Source organism: Halolamina pelagica (assembly GCF_001307315.1).
GTDB lineage: Archaea > Halobacteriota > Halobacteria > Halobacteriales > Haloferacaceae > Halolamina > Halolamina pelagica_B.
Map to the genome: position 1 here is coordinate 39,462 of NZ_LGUC01000002.1, position 17,526 is coordinate 56,987.

Here is a 17,526-nt window from a genome sequence, read left to right on the forward strand (position 1 = left end):
CGAAGCCCAATCAGGCTTCCGAGGATTCGAGCAAAACGAGGTTCTGAACAGGGTATGGGTTATTCTCGCCGGCGAACTCGTCCTCAGGGACGTAATGCCAGAGGTGGCCGTCTACCTGGTAGAGAAACGACTCGCCGCCTTCTGCTTCAACTCGTACCCGCTTCCCGACATTATCGTCTTCTTCCCAACCGATCACGGTCAACGGCTCGACGGGCCATTCAAAGAATTTGACCGAGTCACCACGCTCCAACTCTTCAAAAGTCTCTATATCCCCCTGCTGTGGCTCTCGCGCGTCGAGAGTCGGATTATGCTCAATAGACATGGTCTCTGGGTACGCCCCTACTCACTTAATACTGTCAGCAGTGGATTCCAGCCGCTAGAACGGAAGCACGCCTGGCGAATTTTCTCTTCAACTGGTCTTAGCCCATCGCCTCTTGGAACCGCTCACGAAGCGCGTCCTCACGCTCCTCGAACTGGTCGACCTTCTCCTGTAGATCGTCGCTGACGCGCTCGATGCTCGCGAGCGCCCGCTCGCCGGCGAGCGACGCCTGCGACCCGTCGTCGCCGTCCGCCTCCAGCTCCTCCTCGTAGGCTCGCTCGACCCGCTCGATGGTACCCTCGGGGTTGAACAGGATGTCGTTGGCCGTGCGAACGTAGCCGTCCAGCGACGCGCCTTCCTTGCCCTGGAAGAAGTGAGTGAGCGCGTACGTCGCGCCGGAATGCAGCGTCCACATATCGATCTCGACGGGTGAGGCCGCGTTGGCCTCGGCATCGCTCGCAGCGCGCTCGGCCAGGTAGTCCGGGAAGCCCAGCAGACTGTAGAACTCCGTGACGGTGAACGGGAGCTCCGAGAAGTCGAGGTCGATGTCCTGGGCGTCCCGGATGAACTCGAAGAGATCGTCGGCGACGAGTTCGACCTGTGCGAGGAGTTCCTCCCACCAGGTGCGGAAGTTCCGGACGTCGCCAACGTGCTTGATAACCTCCTTGTCGGTGAGCGAGCGCATCGTGTTCGAGCAGTAGCCGTCTTGGGCAAACCCTTCCACGTAGACGGCGTGCTCGCCGAAGAAGTCGTAGCCCGACGTGACGCCCATCGTGATCGGATCCGACCGGCCAGGAAGGCGCACCTCGAGACCATCGAACATGATGTCCATGTGGACCTCGCCGCCTCCCCGGTAGCGCCGAATCTCGCCGAACATCACCTCGCCCAGCGGGGTCCCGTCGATGGTCTCCTCGCGGAGGACCTCCTCCAGCGGCCCGTAGACGTCGACCGTGTTGATGATCGAGTAGCTGTCAGTGGGAACGTGGAACAACGGGTCCGTGTCTGCGTCCTCATCTCGGGCCTGCTCCCGAGCTCGGCTCGGTTCGACGAGCGCGTTGAACCGCTCCGTCTCGACCCACTCGTCGGTGTAGGGATTCTGGTACGCCACGGTCGTCTCGACGGCCTGCGGAAGATCACGGACCGCCTCGGCGAAGGTCACAGGGTCTGCATCTCCATGCCGCTCTCGGTACCACTCGGGTAGTTCGGTGTCGGTACGTCCATCGACGCCAGCGAAGATGGTTCTGGACTCTGGATCTTTCATCTCAGTCACCTCACTTGAGGAATCCTCGTCGACGTGCGACTGCATCGTCTCGCGCCCTGCGCCCCTCTCCCGGGCGCAAAAACAACGTCTCACGAACTGCCATTCGACCTAGAGAGTGTACTCCCCAACCTGACTGTTTGACGTTTCTACAAGCGAAGCGAGGGGTCACCGGCGGTTCACGGGACCGACGAGATCGTGAGAACGAAACTGGAGAATTCCTTAATGCTGGAGATAACCCACAGCTGCGTCGCACGGATGAGTAACGGCTTTTTGCAATAGCCCGAAGTCTTCCAGTTTGAGTGCGAGGATGCTCATTCCAAATGGGAGAATTGGGGGTGTGTAAACTCTAATATCCCACCTTTTGGGATTCCATGGGCCTTAGCTGGAGAAGAGAATCAATCACTCTGTTCCACATTGATCGAACACTCTCCCAAGTGACGAACAACGATATCTCCCCGAACAGGTATCACGTCCGCTCCGCTACTTTCCGACACCAAATCAGCGGTTTCAGTATCCAGACCGCCTCTGTAGAAATTGAACCGCTTTTCCTCACCATTTGGAACAGTCATTTTATCCCCATTGTACTGAACAGTCACCTCGTCTGCAGTTGAGCGATGTCCTGTGACAGCAGCAAGTTTTGGCGTCGAATTTACTATGACGTTGTCCATGGGAGCGCCATTGGAACTCAGAGAGACGGGAACATTCCCATTGAGCCCAGGATTGATCTTACGACCCCCAAACTCTCTCGTTGTATTAGAGGTCATCACTACACGTTCACTATCGATGATTGATGTTGCCTCATCGTCATTGCAATAATCATGTAAGTCAATTCGCTGTTCGTCTGCCAGAACAGATACTCCCCGAAGTCTATCCTCGGACATAACCATTACCTCTCTTTGATAAATCTCTCCATCAAATTCAAACTGGGGGGCGATTTGTGTTACAATAGTGGTGGTTTCTTCCTCAACCGGAGTTGCTGCGGCGTGGCCACTTGCGAATGCTGAAACAGTTGCCCCTGTCCCGACTGCTTGGAGAACACCTCTTCGAGTCGAGTTAATTTTGCTTTCTTCCGACATACTCTCTATTCTGAATCCCTTATTTGTATATTTTTCTTCCCAAGTCTATCTCTAAATAGAAAGGAATTTATGATTGGTAGATTGTATTTCAGACAGAATGGGTCACAAGGTTCATTCAACTCCTGCCGAGGATATCGTCGCGGGCGATAGGAGTAGTAACCAATGTCTGAACGTTAATGTCTGCAAGGCGAGCGGTCAAACTGCAGATGATCGCAATGACGCTGCATCTGCTATTGAAGAGGGCCTCTCCGAGCTCTATGTGAAGAATACAATCGATGGGTATGTCATTCGACAGTGGGATGTGGAACATTCAGCGAACTCCAACTCAAATGTGTTGGAGGAGTGGGCCAATTGGCTGAATAACAACCACAAACCAACTAACGGAACATGGCTACTCGTCCACGGTATCGCCGGGGGCGGTAGCGGAAGTGGTTGGAATGCCGCCGTATTGGGGCCGAGCGCGTTTGACCAAGCAGTCCCTGCAACGGTGAGCACAACTAGAGTAACTAACCGGTCTATGTTCAAGAGCTTAGCTCTTCACGAGGTTCTTCACACTACCATTGATAATAGTGATGGGGACATCAAGGAGATGACTGAGGGGGAGGGAAACCACCACTACCTTGGTAAAGACTTTTACAAAAACGGTAAGGACTATCGAACTCCTATGTCAGTAGGCCATGGCACAGCCTCCGAGAAGGGTACATGTTCAGAATACCGTGCCCTCGGGGTAAGTTACACTCGCAGCCCTTCCAGTTGTACTATTGACGCGGTCAATGCCTCAGCTAACAACATCTAACGTCCCTCTCAACAAACCGAATAACTAAATAACTTTTTAGAATATGCATCGTAGACAGTTCATAGCTGGCGTACTTGCCGTCCCATCAATCTCTGGGTGTTCGAAACTGGTAAAAAACCCACTGGAAGTATGGGCGAATAATTTTTACGAAGATCCTGTACAGCTTGATGTCTCTGTTGTATCCGAATCTGACCAATCAGTCCTTTTTGAGGATTCCTATCAGGTAGCGGGTTCCAACACAAAAACATTAATTGATGGGTTGAAAATCCAAAATCGGTCGCAGTACAAGTTGGTATGCGAACTTGATAGTGAAATTCGCAAGGAGCGTCCGATAAAGGACGAAACAGACGAGATGGTGCTCTTCATTTCGTCGGAAAAGGAGCTAACCATCTCTGTCGTCACAAGTTAAGCCGCCGTTTATCGAAGTCAGTTTACAAATTGTTACAAACTGGTTATCGATAGGTGAGCACACCTGCTACCGGCGTTCCACAGCTTCGGATGTGGAACGTATAACAGTCGCTTGCTGACTGCATCTTCAATATTCAGCAGCTCTCTTCTGACAAATGCTGACCAGACCATTTTCCAGACTGTTCCAGGTCCTTCTATCCCGACTAATTTCCCGGCTCCAGTGCGGGAACTGTTGTGCAACCGCGTTTCACGTAAGTCGCTATAGGCGGCCAGCTAGACTGTGGTTGACGAGGTCCAGACTGCGCTCGAGGGAGAGTCGCCGATGCTCCGAGAGGTTCAGCACGACGGCTTGGCCGTCGACGCGGAAGCCGACGTATTCGACTGCGTCTCGGTGAGCCTGACCGGGCGATGCGACTGGAACCGATTCCGATCTGGCTACAGGTATATTCCCGTTCATTCGTTGCTCGCGGGCGGTTCGGTGACCCCCGCACCCTTCTCAGGGGTTCAACAAACAGGACGGCGTAGCGTTCGGCAACGTATTTGGCAGTTGCAACGTACTATCCACATAATTGAGGATGGCTGTACTGGACGATCTCTCGGGGTTCGAGTTCGAGGACGTGATGGAGGACGTGTTCCGGAACCTCGGCTACGAGAACGTCCGCCAGGCCGACCGCACGGCTGACGAGGGGCGCGACGTCATCATGGAGGAGGTCGTCGACGGTACGCGGCGTGCGATTATCGTCGAGTGCAAGCACACGGGGACGGTCGGGCGGCCGGTCGTCCAGAAGCTCCACTCCGCCATCGCGACCTTCGACTTCGACGGCCCGAAACGCGGGATGGTCGTCACAACTGGCCGGTTCACGAATCCCGCTCAGGAGTACGCCGACCGCCTCCAGCAGAATGACGACCCGCACCCGATCGAGCTGCTCGATGGCGAGGACCTCCGGGAGATCGCCGACGAGATCGGCCTCGACCTCTACAATGGGCGCATCGAGATTCTCTGCGACGAGACACTCCGCCCGTACGACCCTGCCGCAGACGTCGACGCGCCGGTCACGGAGGCGTTCCGCGACATCGAGAACATCGAGGCTGCCGACCTGCCAGAACCGCATTCGGCGGTGACGTTCCGCCCGGTGGTCGCGGTTACCGCGGACACGAACGCCGTCTTCGAGACGTCGGTGGGCGTCATCCACCAGATCAACGACCGGACACGATTCGTTGCCCACGCCGAGCGCGGGCAGCCACAGGTCGTCGACGAAGACGTCGCGACGCTGGTCACTGAGAACCTCCACGCGACGGTTGACCTCGACGCCGAGCAGTTCGGCGAGGTGTTCGACGACGTTGAGGAGCGCCGGTTCGGCCAGACCCAAACGGAGTACAAGGAGTGGGCTGTTGACCGCCTCCAGGATTACCACACGACGACGGTGACCTACACCGGCGACAATAACGTCACGTACAACAAGACGTGTGAGCCGAACCGCTCGGACATCTCCATCCAGTCGATCGAACCAGTGTACCTCCCGGAAGTTCGGCACACCACCGACATCCAGGAGTACACCTACCCCTATGAGTACTACGCGGCAGGCCCGTCACGAGTGACCGCCGAGGACGGCATCCATCGGTGCGTCCACTGTGACGCGAGCGGCGGCGACGAGACGTACACATACTGTCCGAACTGCGGGGCAATCGCTTGCTCCAGCCACATCAAAACGGAGCGGCTGGAAGGCGAGCCGATCTGTAAGGGCTGTGCAGTCACCGAGCGGTTCGCGCTGAAGACGAAGTACTTCTACGACGAACAGAATCTCGAGGCGTTCCGCGAGGAGTACGCCGCGATGCCGCTTCACGAGAAGGCGATGGAGAACAAGTGGCTGGCCGGGGGAGCGTGGTCGCGACGCTGCTGCTCGTCGTCGGACTCCTCGTCATCGGCGGCATCATCTGAGCGGGCTCGGTGTTCACGCCGGCACAGCGACCATCTCTTCGAGTGCGTGCTCAAGCGGGCCGTTGAACTGCCAGCTAGCCCGCTCGAAGGCCTCGTCGGTCGGCCCATCCCACCGGGGGAAAGCGGAGTGACCACTCACCTTGACGGTCCACTCGGACGGCTCCTCGAACGGGTTCCGGGTCGGGAGCTCGACGACGTAGAGGTACTCCTCGTCGCCGTGAATGCCGTCGGCTGGGTTCTCGACGCCGTGTCCGAGCAGGAACATCGGCTGGTCGAGGTGCTCCATATTGTCCGGCTCGAGGAGATCCGCTGGCTGTGTTGCGTCGATTGTTCGATCTGCGTCACCATCCAGATACAGGTCGACTGTCGAGAGCTTGTCGAGGAACACGAACGACGCTGCCGTATAACCCGGTCCTCGCTCGGCACGGGTCGCGTCGAGAAGTTCCTTCAACTGCGCAAGATCGCGAAGCACGCTCTCCGGGTAGCCGTCCGAATGTCGGTACACTTGCGCGACGCGGTCGTTATCGGTTTGTTCGCCGTCCTGGTCCACTCGTTCGACGAATCTGAGTTGACTCCGTATCGACATCGATCATCGCCGGCACGTGTGCGCCGGCACCCATCGCCGGCGCTCGAAAAACTCTCCTCGTGACGGCGGATTCTCAGGCCTCGTCCGCTCGTTCGACAGTGATGGTCAGGTCACCGGTTTCGTAGTCAGCCTCGAAATCGACCGAGAGTACTTCCGACTCAAAGGCCGCATGGTAGGCGCGATGCCGTTTGAGCGACCCGGTCGCCTTGAAGTGGAAGAACGCGGCTGCCGTGTACGGTTTGCTCGCGGTGTCGATCTGCGATTCGACCGACGCTTGTAGCGCGATCTGCGGGGTGTCGCTGTCGATCCCGGCTACAAAGGTCTGGGCCTCACCCACGCTCACTTGCGAAAGCTCGGGCGTCTCGCCGGTCAGGACGTTCATGGGCGTTTCCGTCTCATCGGTGAACAGGACATCATCGAAGGTTCGCGTCCCGAGGATCGCGTCGGGGCCTAGCTCACAGTCCTCGAATGGGTCGTTTGATGATTGCTCGGACATGGAATCACGAAGCCCCAGTGGGGGCTCAAGCCATCAGCCCCCGATAAACGGCTCCCCTTCACCCGACAGGTGACTGATCAACAGTTACTCGTCGATCGGTTCGAGCCCGCTAAGATCGGCATGGAGGACTTCGCTATCGCGAACGACGTACCGCTTTGCGAGGACCGGGAATCGACACTTCGTATACCCGGCCGTTTGGATGTCGAATTCCTCGTCGCCGTCGATGTACTCGGCGAGCTGTCTGATAGGGAACAGCTTTTCACGTCGCCCGATGGAAATTCCGATATGGCTGTCCTGAATGCCCTCCGCCGGACGCCGAGTGCTCTCCGCCGAAATCCGGTTGTGCTCGTCCCGATACTCGTGATATCGCTGTTCCAACTCCCACAGTTAGCCTTGCAGGCGGTCAACCCACTGCTCAGCAGCGTCGTCTCGCTCGGAGTGTCGCTCGTATTCCTCGTCGTTATGCCATTCTTCCAAGGCGGATTGATCGCGATGGCCGACGAAGCCCTCGATGGACGAACAGCACTGCAGACGTTCGTCGACGACGGGAAAGCCAACTACGTCTCCATCCTCGTCGCGTATCTCGCCCTGGTGGCGGTCAACTTTGCGCTCGGGATGGTCGCGTTCTTCGTCGCGCTATTCGGCGGCATCTTCGTCATCGGAAGCGGTGGTCTCGAATCAGCCAGCATCGCTGTTCTCGCCGTCATCGGAATCGTTGTCGCCATCGTCGTCCTTCTGTATCTCCTAGCGCTCTTTTTCGTCCAATTCTACGGCCAGGCGATCGTGCTCGAAGATATGGGCGCGGTCGACGGGCTCAAACGCAGCGTGTCGGTCGTTCGTGAGCACCTGGTGAGTACGCTCGGCTACTCGATCCTCGTCGGAGTCCTCGGTGGGGTGTTCGGTGGTGTGTTCGGCGTGCTCTCGCTGTTGCTGTCACCGCAATCGGCAGCGGCGCTTCATCTCCCGGAGCTGTCACTCCCGCTCGTGGCCGTCGTCGGCCTCCTCGTCCTCGTGGTCGGGACGCTGTTCGGTGGCTTCTTCGGAGTGTACTCCGTGTCGTTCTATCGAGAGCTCACAACGTAATCAGTCAGCATGGTCTTCGGACTCTCCGGAAGTCAACTGTTCGGCGTCGGCCTCGCCGTGGTCGGGACGATCGTCCTCGCGTTCAGTGGGCGGTACGTCTGGCGTGCTACCAGCATCTACCGGGCTGAGGTCGTCTCGATGCTCGGTGAGACGACTCCTAGGGCGCTCGTTCGTGTCTCCGGGACGGCCCAGCAGGGCGACGCCGACCTCCTGAGCGCGCCTTTCAGCGGGAACGACTGTCTTGCCCTCCGATACGCCGTCGAAGAACGCCGCTTGAGTCCGTTCTTGCTCCCCTGGTTCGTGACGATCCACGAATTGGCGGGTTCGGATGCGTTCCGTGTGCGCACAGCCGAAGCCGATGTCGATATCGTCGAGCCGGCACGCACCGTGACACTCGAACGCGAAATCGTCGCGACCGTCCCGCCGAGCGACGAGCCCCCGAGCGCATCGCACGGTTCGAGCGGACCACTGACGCCGTCCCAGTGACGACGTACTGGCGATCCCCTCCATCGCTCGTCCGACCGCTCACGAGGCGTCTCTCGCTCGGGACTCGCCGCTACAGCGAACAGCGTGCGATGCCCGGCGATGAGGTCACTGTCGTTGGCCGTGTCACCGAGACTGGCGACGGCATCGACCCACTCGTCGTCTCCGATCGTCCGCCCAGCCAGACGCTCGTCCGGATGGCCAAGACGTCACTCGTCGGGGTCTGTCTCGGTGTGTTCAATGTCGCGCTGGGCCTCGTGCTCGTTTTACTCTGAACGACTCGATAACAGAACATCTACACCGACGGTTCGTCCACATGCTATCGATGCCCTCCACCACGAACCCTGTCGATGTCGCTCAGCGATACCAGCGACTCGAACGGCCGCTCAGCTATGTGGTTGCGCTTCTCGTGGGGCTCGTCGTCGGCGCTGCATTCTTCCTGTTCTCACTGCTACAGGCAGTTCTCGTCGGGCTGGCCCTCGGCGCGCTGGTCCGTATTCCGGTGTTTCGGACCAGCGGCACCGCTCGACTGATTACAGACGCCGACCCCGAAACAGTCCGGGCCGACTTTACGGGGGCAACCCCGCCCCACTCGCTTTTCAGTGGGGGATCGCCGACGCTGTACACACGACCGATGACGGCGCGACCTACGAGTTCTCGTACCTACTCGGCCTACGTTCTACCGAGATGACTGTCGAGACGCGCTCGAACGCTCCCGATGGGGATCCAAATGGTGATATCGAACTGCTCGTGACCGCCGGCGGTCGGCCGTGGGGAACGTACACCGCCTCGATCAGACAGGACGACGACCACACAGTCGTCGACGTCGACTGGACCTCGGATCGTCGGTTCGGCCTTCGACGGCTCCCACAGCAGTTCGTCGCCGAACGATACCGGGCTGACGCACTCGCTGCACAGGGCTATACGGTTGCCGAACGTGAGACCTCACTCCTGTTCTGACGTGTTGAAGATCGATCGGCGGTTGGTCGTGGTGCCCCGACATCGAGAGTTCCTGTCACCCCGTGTCGAATCCGCGCTCGCCGAAGGCGTCGAGTGCACGTTCGTACGCCGCCTCCCCGTCGGCCGTATAGAGTGTCGGCAGATTCACCCGGCGCTTGTAGGTCGACTCATCGTCCAGGTACGTGATAACGAGTCGTGGTCGTGTCAGTCCCTTCTCACCGCGTGTTGTCGAGACATCCTCGATATCGTCGAGCGGAATGCGATTAGGAGACCGGAATCCTCGAGCGTAGTTCACTCCAACGAGGATAGTGAGAATGCCGAGCAGTCCTGCGAGAAGCAGTCTGTCTCCAGTGCGAATCGCACTCACGAGCCAACTGATGGCAAACAGCAGTCCAGATACGTACCCGAGGAAAATCGCCTTGCGCCATCGCTCCTCGCTTTGCCAGTACCCCGATAGAGCGAGCGGGCATACCCGACGGCAGACTCATCGAAGTGGACGGCATCGTCTGTGAGGCGTGCGACTCCGCGCTTCGTTCTGAACGACTCGATGGAGGGCACGAGAGACTATCGATGCCGAACCGTAGTGTGTGATATATTGGATTGAGTGAGTTCTTAGAATTTGACACGGGTCGTCTGATGAATATAGAGGATGTATCGTTTACGCCGGACTCTCGGTTGAAGCAAGTATCTGCTGGCTTCCGATGTAGAAAATAGCACTTAATATAGCGGTCAGAACGACTCCCATGGCCATTGGGAGAACACCTGTTGGGTCAGGAGACACGACGAATGAAACGCTGAATCCGACAAAGAGAGCCACCGAGACCGATGTCAGCATGAGGACGATTGATTTCACACTCTAGTGAGACAGTGTGAATCTAATAAGAGTGGTGTCCCTTGTTGCTCTCCAAGCGGACCATGACTGAGTCGCGCTCTGTATTCAGCACGACCTCAGCAAACTATCAGCGGATGAAGGTTTCAACAGATCGAACTAGGAGTGGTTGAGGCTCGCCTTCTCGAAGGGTGATTCCCCGGTCGGAATGAGCAGCTCCTGTCGGTCTCCGACTCGCTCGGCCAGCTTCCGTTTCAGGTATTGTCTCGCCGTCGACGGCGTGAAGACGCCCTTGTCGATCATGTCGCCGACGACGTCTTTGAGGGCCGCGAACTGGCCCTGCAGGTGGCCGTCGCCGACCGGCTCGCCGTCGTACCAGCGCACCGTCGCGAGCGCGCCGTTCCCGACGGTCTCTCCCTGTTCGACCGTCTCCGAGTCGTACTGGAGCCCGAACCACAGCGTCCGGTAGGCGGTCACCTCGAACCTCGTCGACACCACGAAGAACGCCTCGTGGTGGAGGTAGTCGAGATGGTCCGCGACGATCTCGTCGAGGGTGAGCCCGGTGGCGCGGAGCTTCAACTCGACGCTGATTGCTAGTCGGTGCTGAGAGTGCCCAATGTCTTTAGGAGACAGATTCTGAGGGACTTAATCTGCAAATTCATTAATAAGTGTATTTTTATTGTATTGTTGAAGGGGTAGTGACTGTCAAGTTCTCTTTCGATTACAAACGTTGAATCGGTACGGGCCACCTCATCGAGGGCTTCAAAATCAGAAATTAATCGCTCTACGCTGTCACTATCCGGTAGTCGTGCTAATGCGATAAAATCGGTACCCCCATGGTAAAGAAGACCTTTGTTACCCTTCAATATCTGAAATAACTTGTCCACTCTCTGTGTGGGATTGGTCATCTTTTGTGAATACCTCAACAAGAATTGTCACTCCTAGCCCGAATTCACTCAAATCGAGGTCAAGACGCTCATTTGTAATGATACCCTCGTTACGGAGATTATTGAGTCGATAGTGAATCGTGGAGAGGGGAATCCCAGTTAATTCGCTTACTGCTTCGGTACTTGTCGTCTCAAGTTCTTCTAGTGATTTTAATATCTGAATATCCTTCTCATCCATAGGTTCGACATGTAGCTATCATTCGAAGCTACTTCAACCCACAACCTATATCTAACCTTTTCTTCGAAGTGAATGCAGGATTGCTACAGTTAGCCCGAAGTAATGCCGTGTTCCTTCTCTTATTATCAATTCGGGGTCTATCGAGAGACAACAGAATATGGGAGCACAAAGTGCGCCTCGATTTCACGTTCCGGCCGGAATCGCCATCATTGGATTGGGACTTCTCTGGGGGGCAGGATTCCCGGCTATTGATGTCGTCGTTTCAGAGCTCCCACCACTGGGCGCTGCAGGGATTCGATATGCCGTCTCTGGTTGTATCGTCCTTGGCTATGCACGGGTGACCACGGATCGGCTACGGCCACAGACTCTTCGAGAACTCATGGGCATCCTGATCGTTGGCGGGTTCATGTTTGGTGGGTATCAAGCGGGCCTCTACATGGGAACGCAGCACATCACGGGGGCAGTTGCATCAGTTGTCACTACCATGTCTCCTGTTATTGCAGCGCTCGTCGCAGTTCCAATCTTGGGGAATCCCGTGGTATCCCTGATGTGATCGGGTTCTGTTTGGGTATTAGTGGTGTCTTGGTCCTTTCACAACCATCAGTCGGCACAGCATCGTTGTCCTCAACAGCACTCGGTGTCGGATTGGTTTTCCTCGGAACGATACTGTTTGCCGTTGGCTCGGTGACAATCCAACTATTCGACGAAGGACTCCCAATGGAGGCACTCCAGGGGTGGGCGATGCTGGTCGGAGCAACACTTCTATTCTGTGGCGGCTTCCTTCGAGGCGAATCGATTCCGGATGTACAGTCGCTTTCGCCGGTAGCTCTCGCCTCGTTACTGTATATCACTCTCATCGCTGGGGCCGGAGGATACCTGTTGTACTTCCGTCTCGTACGACAGGTTGGGGCGACGGAAACAACACTTGTCGCGTACTTGGAACCTGTGGCAGCGACGCTTGTGTCTGTTCTCTTCCTCAACCAAACAATTAGTACAACGACAATTATCGGGTTTTTCGCAATCGCAACAGGATTCTCACTCGTCAGTCGAGACACAATGCGGCAAGCGATTGCTAGTTTTAGAGCGACGGATTCATCGAGTCACCGTGACTCCAATGTTCGGGGTGACTGATGCTCGATAACGCATTGTTCTGGGTTGCTAATGCCGTCGGCTTAGTCGCCTTCGCACTCGTTGGTGCTAGCAAAGCTATTCATGAGGGATTCGATCCATTCGGGGTTACTGTGGTTGGCCTCGTGACTGCGTTTGGGGAGGTACCACTCGGGATCTCTTGGTCCTGCGGATACCACTCTCGCTCCAGACTGTTTCAAATATTGCGTTTGGATTGTTTGGGGTGGTTTTAGCAGTAGCACTCTCTGTACTGCTCGATGAACCTCATCGACACCCGTACTCGATTACTGCTGATGCAATCGGGCTCGGAGCATTTGCGACCACTGGGGCTATCGTAGCAACCCATGCTGGGGTCTCCCCTTTTGGAGTGGTTGCAGTTGCAACCATCAACGCTGTTGGAGGTGGGGCATTCGCGGATATCCTACTTGACCGGCCTCCGTTTATTTTGCTACAAGACTTTTATGCAAGCTGCTCAGTACTCGGGGGTGTGTTTATTGGCTACTCTCGAATAGCTTTGAAGCCGGTGTTCTCGCAGCCGGCGGATGTGCTGTGATGACAGTAGGGTCAAGGCTAATGGCAGTCCGATTTGGTTGGGAATTGCCAAATATTCGTGACTACACAATCGAAAAAGCCAATTAAATTTGACCCCTGGATGCTGTCCGTCGACCCGTAACAGCAATCTGAAACCCGTATCAAGTTAGTAGTCACGATACTTTCACTATACGACGACCAAACAATGCTCTGACGCTATCTCCGTTCTACCATCTAGGTGTTGAGATTGATCACCCAGATGTACAGAATCGATATTAGGTTGTTGGACCAATCAGACCACATCAGCTTTCCCTTCCATCACTACTGTCTCACTCGAGGAGAGGAACAGCATCGGCCCACAGTCGTTGGAAGTACTGCTCAAACTCGGAGACCACTTGCGAATCTTTGATCCCGATCACACCGACCCTATCTTCACCAGATACTGGATGTAGCACATCAATCGTCGTCTCCACATTGTCCACGATATCAAACGAAAGCGCAATCTCGGGAGTCGTTCTGACAGTTATGTCTGCGGGCTGGTTTTCAATTAGATGTGGGAATCGGTCGGGGAGTACGGTAACTGCTTTTTCACTGAAGAGGAGGTCAACAGACAAATCCGTATTAGCACCCTCGAAAAAGCCTTCCACTTCAGATTGGAGTGTCTCCCACGTCGCATCCTCGTAGGGAGGCCCGACAGTTGCTTTGACAACGTTCTCCGCGGTTCGCATATGCTGCTGGAGTGCTGTACTCATTTCGTCACTCCCGAGCGATCCAAGCCAGAAACTACTCTCTGTTGGTGGTGTCGGCAAAAGGTTCGAACGAACTGTTTCTGCTTTCTCGCGGTACCGGTCCCACTCTTGTTTCAGTTCATACGCTCGTTCAGCCAGAAGCCTATCGACGACGGTTTCTGGCTGTACGGCGACGTACCGATTTGGATCGCTTGACTGTCTCCAGATCAGCTTGCGAGCTTCAAGACCGTTTAGTACGTCGTAGATACGGCCTTTTGGAACCCCACTAGTATCAGAGAGTTCAGCTGCCGTCACTGCTCCTGTTACGAGAAGGGTTCGATAGGCCTTCTCCTCGTAACTTGAGAGTCCAAGCTCGCCCAATTCCGTCATGCTTTGTCATTGTGCCTCCAAACAAATTGTAAGTGCTGTTTTGTTTCAGTAGTCGTATATCGGGGGCTTCGAGACCTAACGACATGTATCCGTACGTACTGCTCGCTGGTGCAATACTCTCCGAATTATTCGGGACGACTGCCCTCAAACTCTCCGATGGATTTTCACAACCAGTTCCCAGTATTGGGGTTGTCCTCGGATATGGGGCAGCGTTCTATCTACTCTCCCTGACGTTAGAGGAATTACCGATGGGTGTCGTCTATGGGACATGGGCAGCATTGGGTATTGTCGGTGTGGCAGGTATCGGGGCCGTTGTTTTTGATGAACCAGTTGATCTGGCAGGCCTTCTCGGAATTGGCCTTATTATCGGTGGCGTCTACTTCGTCAACGTGGTGTCACAGATGTCTGCCCACTAAGTTGGTGGGCACCGGGCCTGTGTAGAAACAACCGAAAAGTGGCACTGTGTTCCAACATCTTGTTCGTCCGCTCTTGAGTAGTTGTTCTCCAACGATGTCAAACAGGTATGATGTAATCATCGCTGGGGCAGGTCCAGCGGGAGCGCAGTGTGCACGAGATCTAGCTGACCGTGGGTACGATGTTGTCGTCCTAGAAATCGAAGTAGAAGATGAGTTCCCAGCTCAAAGTAACAAATCTACCGGCGGAACGTTTGCGTCAATGATGACCTCCTTCGGCATCCCGGACGACGTCGTTATGCACGCGACTGAATCAGTCGTTCTTGAATCTCCAAATGAACACTTTATCCAGGAGCAGCCGGGCTTTGTCTTGGACTTCGAGGCGTTCAAGAAGTTCCTTGTCGAGGATGGTCGTCACAAGGGTGCTGAGTATCGGTTTGATGCTCGTGTTCGTGACCCGATCGTCGAAGATGGTGATCTCGTTGGTGTCCGTTATAACCGTGACCAGGAGGTCTTTGGCGAAATCGTTATTGATGCTACGGGTCCGGCTGCGCCACTGGCTAAAGATCTGGGGATAGCCAATCTTGAGCGGGAGAACCACGCAATTGGTATTGAATACTTATTTGAAGGCGTCGATCTCAATCATCCCGAGTTTGCTGATCTCACTGACGCGATGATGTTACGGTTGGACCACGAGTACGCCCCTGGAGGTTATTCGTGGATCTTCCATACGGGTGACGACACAGCAAAAGTCGGTATCTGTTACATCCAGAATGAACGCTATCAAGAAAACGCCCTTCACGATCGCACCGTCGACGGGTATCTCGAACATTGGCTTGATACTGACCCACGGTTCGAGAACGCCAGACAAATCGCAGAGAGTCCAGTTCGGGGATCAGCACATGTACAGCCCCCGGATCGATGAGTACTGATTCGTTTATGGCGATCGGTGATACTGTCCCGTCGGTTGATCCTGTCTGGGGAGAGGGAATCTACAAGTGTATGAAATCAGCTCGAGCAGCTGCAATGACAGCCGACCGCTGTCTGACGAGGAGGAAAAACACCTCTGCTGAGGAGATGGGAGTCTACGACGACCTATGGAACGAGCAAGTTGGCCCCAGACAAGACCGTCGATTGATGATGACGAGGTTGCTATACCTTGCACCAAACGAACGGTACGACCGACTCATGCAAGATCTGAACAAGCTTTCTCGAGATACCCTTTCAGATATTAACGATGGAAGAAAGTGGAAAATTATGAAGCTGTTGTATCCTAGTGATTTATCTCTCCTCTTGAACTATTGGCGAGAAACAAAGTCCGAAATTGCCGCTTATCTCAACTAACCACAACCCTTGTATTGATGAAACTAGCCCCTATCAAATCCGGACTAACTGATCTCTCGGGAGACTTCACCCAAAATATATCAGCTAGTGGTACCACCCGGGAATTAATGTCGAGGACACAGCTTCAGCGGGCCAAAGCAGGCGAAATCACTCCCGCGATGGAACGAGTTGCCAAGCGTGAAAACTGTAAGCCAGAATTTGTTCGACAGCAAGTTGCTGCCGGATTCGCAGTTATTCCAAGTAATCAGGCTCACGATTCGCTGGATCCGATGATCATTGGACGTGAGTTTTCCACGAAGGTCAACGCGAACATCGGTAATAGCGATACAACGAGCGACATCGACGGCGAGCTTCAGAAACTCCACACGGCAGTCCATTATGGTGCGGATACGGTTATGGACCTCTCGACCGGTGACAATCTTGATGCGATTCGCACGGCCAATATTGAGTATTCTCCCGTTCCCGTCGGAACGGTTCCGATCTACGAGGCGATTAAACATGTCGACAACCCTGCCGACATCACTCATGAGCTGTTGCTTGATATCATCGAGAAACAGGCCGAGCAGGGCGTCGATTATATGACGATTCACGCTGGCGTTCTGATGGAACATCTCCCGCTAACAGACGGTCGCAAGACCGGTATCGTGTCTCGGGGCGGGTCGATTCTCGCCCAGTGGATCGAAGAGAACGGTATGCAGAACCCGCTATACACAAAATTCGAGGATATCTGCGAGATCTTCGCGGAACACGACGTGACGTTCTCATTGGGCGATGGCCTCCGCCCGGTTGTCTCGCAGATGCGAGCGACGAAGCCCAGTTCGCCGAACTCGACACACTCGGTGAACTGACGCGGACCGCATGGGACCATGGTGTCCAAGTCATGGTTGAAGGCCCCGGACACGTCCCGATGAACGAGATTGCCGATAACGTCGAACGCCAACAGGACGTCTGTGACGGTGCACCCTTCTACGTTCTCGGCCCGCTAGTCACTGATGTCGCACCAGGTTACGATCACATCACGAGCGCGATCGGTGCAACTGAAGCTGCTCGTGCCGGGGCTGCGATGTTGTGCTATGTAACTCCCAAAGAGCACCTCGGTCTCCCTGCGGAAGAAGACGTAAGAGATGGGCTTGCCGCCTACCGAATTGCGGCCCACGCAGCAGATGTCGCAAACGATCTACCCGGTGCACGTGATTGGGATGATGCGCTCTCTGAAGCTCGCTATGAGTTCGACTGGCACAAGCAGTTCCAGCTCGCACTGGATCCTGAACGGGCCCAGGCCTACCATGACCAAACATTACCCGGCGATAATTACAAGGAGGCCCGCTTCTGCTCGATGTGCGGTGTCGAGTTCTGCTCGATGCGGATTGATCAAGATGCACGAGCGGCGGACGGTGAGATGTCGTCGATTGACGACGAGACAGACCTCGATACGTCGTCCGCTGCAGGAGTCAATTTACCGCCCGTTGGTACGCATGATACGAGTGGCGTCCCCGATGAGATTGAAATCAATGGTGTCACATTCACTCCTGAAGAATCACACGCCGATGATTAATCTTTTGTAGCGCTACTGAAATCATATTGGTCAAATTCCCGGGCGGCTACCGGTCCCGGGAGGCTGCGCGCTCCGG

The 17,526-nt window shown here is 55.5% G+C and carries 18 protein-coding genes and 6 pseudogenes; 13 read left to right on the forward strand and 11 right to left on the reverse strand.

All coding sequences use genetic code 11. The features are described 5' to 3' along the window. Positions 1-10: 10 nt before the first annotated feature. The 3 genes from SY89_RS13840 to SY89_RS16775 form a co-directional block, all read right to left on the reverse strand. On the reverse strand, positions 11-322 hold the full coding sequence (locus SY89_RS13840) for a hypothetical protein (protein WP_054584773.1): 312 nt from the start codon (positions 320-322) through the stop codon (positions 11-13). 97 nt (positions 323-419) lie between these two features. Next, on the reverse strand, positions 420-1,580 hold the full coding sequence (locus tag SY89_RS13845) for a hypothetical protein (RefSeq protein ID WP_080506783.1): 1,161 nt from the start codon (positions 1,578-1,580) through the stop codon (positions 420-422). Positions 1,581-1,975: 395 nt separating this feature from the next. Continuing rightward, positions 1,976-2,656: a hypothetical protein gene (locus SY89_RS16775; protein ID WP_144427260.1), complete on the reverse strand. Its 681-nt coding sequence runs from the start codon at positions 2,654-2,656 to the stop codon at positions 1,976-1,978. A gap of 97 nt (positions 2,657-2,753) precedes the next feature. Here SY89_RS16775 and SY89_RS16780 point away from each other — a divergent pair, with 97 nt between their 5' ends. Next, positions 2,754-3,452 carry a hypothetical protein gene (locus SY89_RS16780; protein WP_144427261.1) on the forward strand — a complete coding sequence of 233 codons (699 nt, stop codon included), beginning with the start codon at positions 2,754-2,756 and terminating at the stop codon, positions 3,450-3,452. Between the two features lie 676 nt (positions 3,453-4,128). On the opposite strand, the pseudogene SY89_RS19720 reads toward SY89_RS16780, so the two are convergent. Next, positions 4,129-4,317, reverse strand: a pseudogene (locus tag SY89_RS19720) (DUF6166 domain-containing protein); the annotation flags it as partial. A 118-nt stretch (positions 4,318-4,435) separates the two neighbouring features. Between SY89_RS19720 and SY89_RS13855 the strand changes: the two are divergent. After that, positions 4,436-5,799: pseudogene (locus SY89_RS13855) on the forward strand (restriction endonuclease). Positions 5,800-5,812: 13 nt separating this feature from the next. On the opposite strand, the gene SY89_RS13860 reads toward SY89_RS13855, so the two are convergent. Together SY89_RS13860 and SY89_RS13865 are read right to left on the reverse strand one after the other, a co-directional pair. Then, positions 5,813-6,385 (reverse strand): hypothetical protein, encoded by a 573-nt coding sequence (locus SY89_RS13860; protein ID WP_080506753.1) that lies wholly within the window; start codon positions 6,383-6,385, stop codon positions 5,813-5,815. Between the two features lie 73 nt (positions 6,386-6,458). Beyond that, positions 6,459-6,881, reverse strand: a complete 423-nt coding sequence (locus SY89_RS13865; RefSeq protein WP_054584777.1) for a hypothetical protein — start codon at positions 6,879-6,881, stop codon at positions 6,459-6,461. Between the two features lie 285 nt (positions 6,882-7,166). Between SY89_RS13865 and SY89_RS13875 the strand changes: the two genes are divergently transcribed. From SY89_RS13875 to SY89_RS18715, 5 genes are read left to right on the forward strand one after another with little or no spacing between them, the layout of a single operon-like run. After that, the gene (locus tag SY89_RS13875; RefSeq protein WP_080506785.1) at positions 7,167-7,964 is read left to right on the forward strand and encodes a DUF7847 domain-containing protein; all 798 of its coding nucleotides are present in this window, start codon (positions 7,167-7,169) and stop codon (positions 7,962-7,964) included. Positions 7,965-8,021: 57 nt separating this feature from the next. Then, entirely contained in the window at positions 8,022-8,450 is a 429-nt protein-coding gene (locus tag SY89_RS17810; protein WP_204374473.1) for a hypothetical protein, read from the forward strand. After that, on the forward strand, positions 8,447-8,722 hold the full coding sequence (locus SY89_RS17815; protein ID WP_204374474.1) for a hypothetical protein: 276 nt from the start codon (positions 8,447-8,449) through the stop codon (positions 8,720-8,722). Before SY89_RS17810 ends, SY89_RS17815 begins: the two co-directional genes overlap by 4 nt. 50 nt (positions 8,723-8,772) lie before the next feature. Next, a complete protein-coding gene (locus SY89_RS18710; RefSeq protein WP_239685675.1) occupies positions 8,773-9,138 on the forward strand; it encodes a hypothetical protein in 366 nt (121 codons plus the stop codon). Then, complete coding sequence (locus SY89_RS18715; RefSeq protein ID WP_239685676.1) at positions 9,135-9,407, forward strand: hypothetical protein; 273 nt, start codon at positions 9,135-9,137, stop codon at positions 9,405-9,407. The genes SY89_RS18710 and SY89_RS18715 overlap by 4 nt, the downstream gene beginning before the upstream one ends. Positions 9,408-9,462: 55 nt before the next feature. Here the strand turns inward: SY89_RS18715 and SY89_RS18720 are convergent, their stop codons facing one another. From SY89_RS18720 to SY89_RS19725, 4 genes and pseudogenes are all read right to left on the reverse strand, one after another. After that, entirely contained in the window at positions 9,463-9,774 is a 312-nt protein-coding gene (locus SY89_RS18720; protein ID WP_239685677.1) for a hypothetical protein, read from the reverse strand. A gap of 291 nt (positions 9,775-10,065) precedes the next feature. Continuing rightward, complete coding sequence (locus SY89_RS16175; RefSeq protein ID WP_080506754.1) at positions 10,066-10,260, reverse strand: hypothetical protein; 195 nt, start codon at positions 10,258-10,260, stop codon at positions 10,066-10,068. A gap of 135 nt (positions 10,261-10,395) precedes the next feature. After that, a complete protein-coding gene (locus SY89_RS13895) occupies positions 10,396-10,869 on the reverse strand; it encodes a DUF6735 family protein (RefSeq protein WP_394325755.1) in 474 nt (157 codons plus the stop codon). Positions 10,870-10,881: 12 nt separating this feature from the next. Then, a pseudogene (locus tag SY89_RS19725) lies at positions 10,882-11,361 on the reverse strand (Lrp/AsnC family transcriptional regulator). A gap of 157 nt (positions 11,362-11,518) precedes the next feature. Between SY89_RS19725 and SY89_RS18735 the strand changes: the two are divergent. The 3 genes and pseudogenes from SY89_RS18735 (at position 11,519) to SY89_RS16190 (ending at position 13,128) form a co-directional block, all read left to right on the forward strand. Continuing rightward, entirely contained in the window at positions 11,519-11,914 is a 396-nt protein-coding gene (locus tag SY89_RS18735) for a DMT family transporter (RefSeq protein WP_239685680.1), read from the forward strand. 131 nt (positions 11,915-12,045) lie between these two features. Continuing rightward, on the forward strand, positions 12,046-12,492 hold the full coding sequence (locus SY89_RS18740) for a DMT family transporter (RefSeq protein WP_239685703.1): 447 nt from the start codon (positions 12,046-12,048) through the stop codon (positions 12,490-12,492). Next, positions 12,492-13,128: pseudogene (locus SY89_RS16190) on the forward strand (trimeric intracellular cation channel family protein). Before SY89_RS18740 ends, SY89_RS16190 begins: the two are co-directional and overlap by 1 nt. A gap of 221 nt (positions 13,129-13,349) precedes the next feature. On the opposite strand, the gene SY89_RS13900 reads toward SY89_RS16190, so the two are convergent. Then, positions 13,350-14,138 (reverse strand): TrmB family transcriptional regulator, encoded by a 789-nt coding sequence (locus SY89_RS13900; RefSeq protein WP_054584779.1) that lies wholly within the window; start codon positions 14,136-14,138, stop codon positions 13,350-13,352. Between the two features lie 83 nt (positions 14,139-14,221). Here SY89_RS13900 and SY89_RS16195 point away from each other — a divergent pair, with 83 nt between their 5' ends. From SY89_RS16195 to thiC, 3 genes and pseudogenes are all read left to right on the forward strand, one after another. Then, positions 14,222-14,554, forward strand: coding sequence for a DMT family transporter (locus tag SY89_RS16195; RefSeq protein WP_080506755.1), 333 nt, complete (start codon positions 14,222-14,224; stop codon positions 14,552-14,554). A 94-nt stretch (positions 14,555-14,648) separates the two neighbouring features. Then, positions 14,649-15,895, forward strand: a pseudogene (locus SY89_RS16200) (digeranylgeranylglycerophospholipid reductase). A 158-nt stretch (positions 15,896-16,053) separates the two neighbouring features. Beyond that, positions 16,054-17,450: pseudogene (gene thiC / locus SY89_RS13910) on the forward strand (phosphomethylpyrimidine synthase ThiC). The last annotated feature ends 76 nt before the right edge of the window (positions 17,451-17,526 follow it).

Bases quoted from the DNA above. Each gene is read 5' to 3' on its own strand.
- SY89_RS13840 (WP_054584773.1), bottom strand. From the start codon at position 322: ATGTCTATTGAGCATAATCCGACTCTCGACGCGCGAGAGCCACAGCAG.
- SY89_RS16775 (WP_144427260.1), bottom strand. From the start codon at position 2,656: ATGTCGGAAGAAAGCAAAATTAACTCGACTCGAAGAGGTGTTCTCCAA.
- SY89_RS13845 (WP_080506783.1), bottom strand. From the start codon at position 1,580: ATGAAAGATCCAGAGTCCAGAACCATCTTCGCTGGCGTCGATGGACGT.
- SY89_RS18715 (WP_239685676.1), top strand. From the start codon at position 9,135: ATGACTGTCGAGACGCGCTCGAACGCTCCCGATGGGGATCCAAATGGT.
- SY89_RS13900 (WP_054584779.1), bottom strand. From the start codon at position 14,138: ATGACGGAATTGGGCGAGCTTGGACTCTCAAGTTACGAGGAGAAGGCC.
- SY89_RS13875 (WP_080506785.1), top strand. From the start codon at position 7,167: ATGGCTGTCCTGAATGCCCTCCGCCGGACGCCGAGTGCTCTCCGCCGA.
- SY89_RS18735 (WP_239685680.1), top strand. From the start codon at position 11,519: ATGGGAGCACAAAGTGCGCCTCGATTTCACGTTCCGGCCGGAATCGCC.
- SY89_RS18710 (WP_239685675.1), top strand. From the start codon at position 8,773: ATGCCCTCCACCACGAACCCTGTCGATGTCGCTCAGCGATACCAGCGA.
- SY89_RS16195 (WP_080506755.1), top strand. From the start codon at position 14,222: ATGTATCCGTACGTACTGCTCGCTGGTGCAATACTCTCCGAATTATTC.
- SY89_RS13860 (WP_080506753.1), bottom strand. From the start codon at position 6,385: ATGTCGATACGGAGTCAACTCAGATTCGTCGAACGAGTGGACCAGGAC.
- SY89_RS13865 (WP_054584777.1), bottom strand. From the start codon at position 6,881: ATGTCCGAGCAATCATCAAACGACCCATTCGAGGACTGTGAGCTAGGC.
- SY89_RS16780 (WP_144427261.1), top strand. From the start codon at position 2,754: ATGGGTCACAAGGTTCATTCAACTCCTGCCGAGGATATCGTCGCGGGC.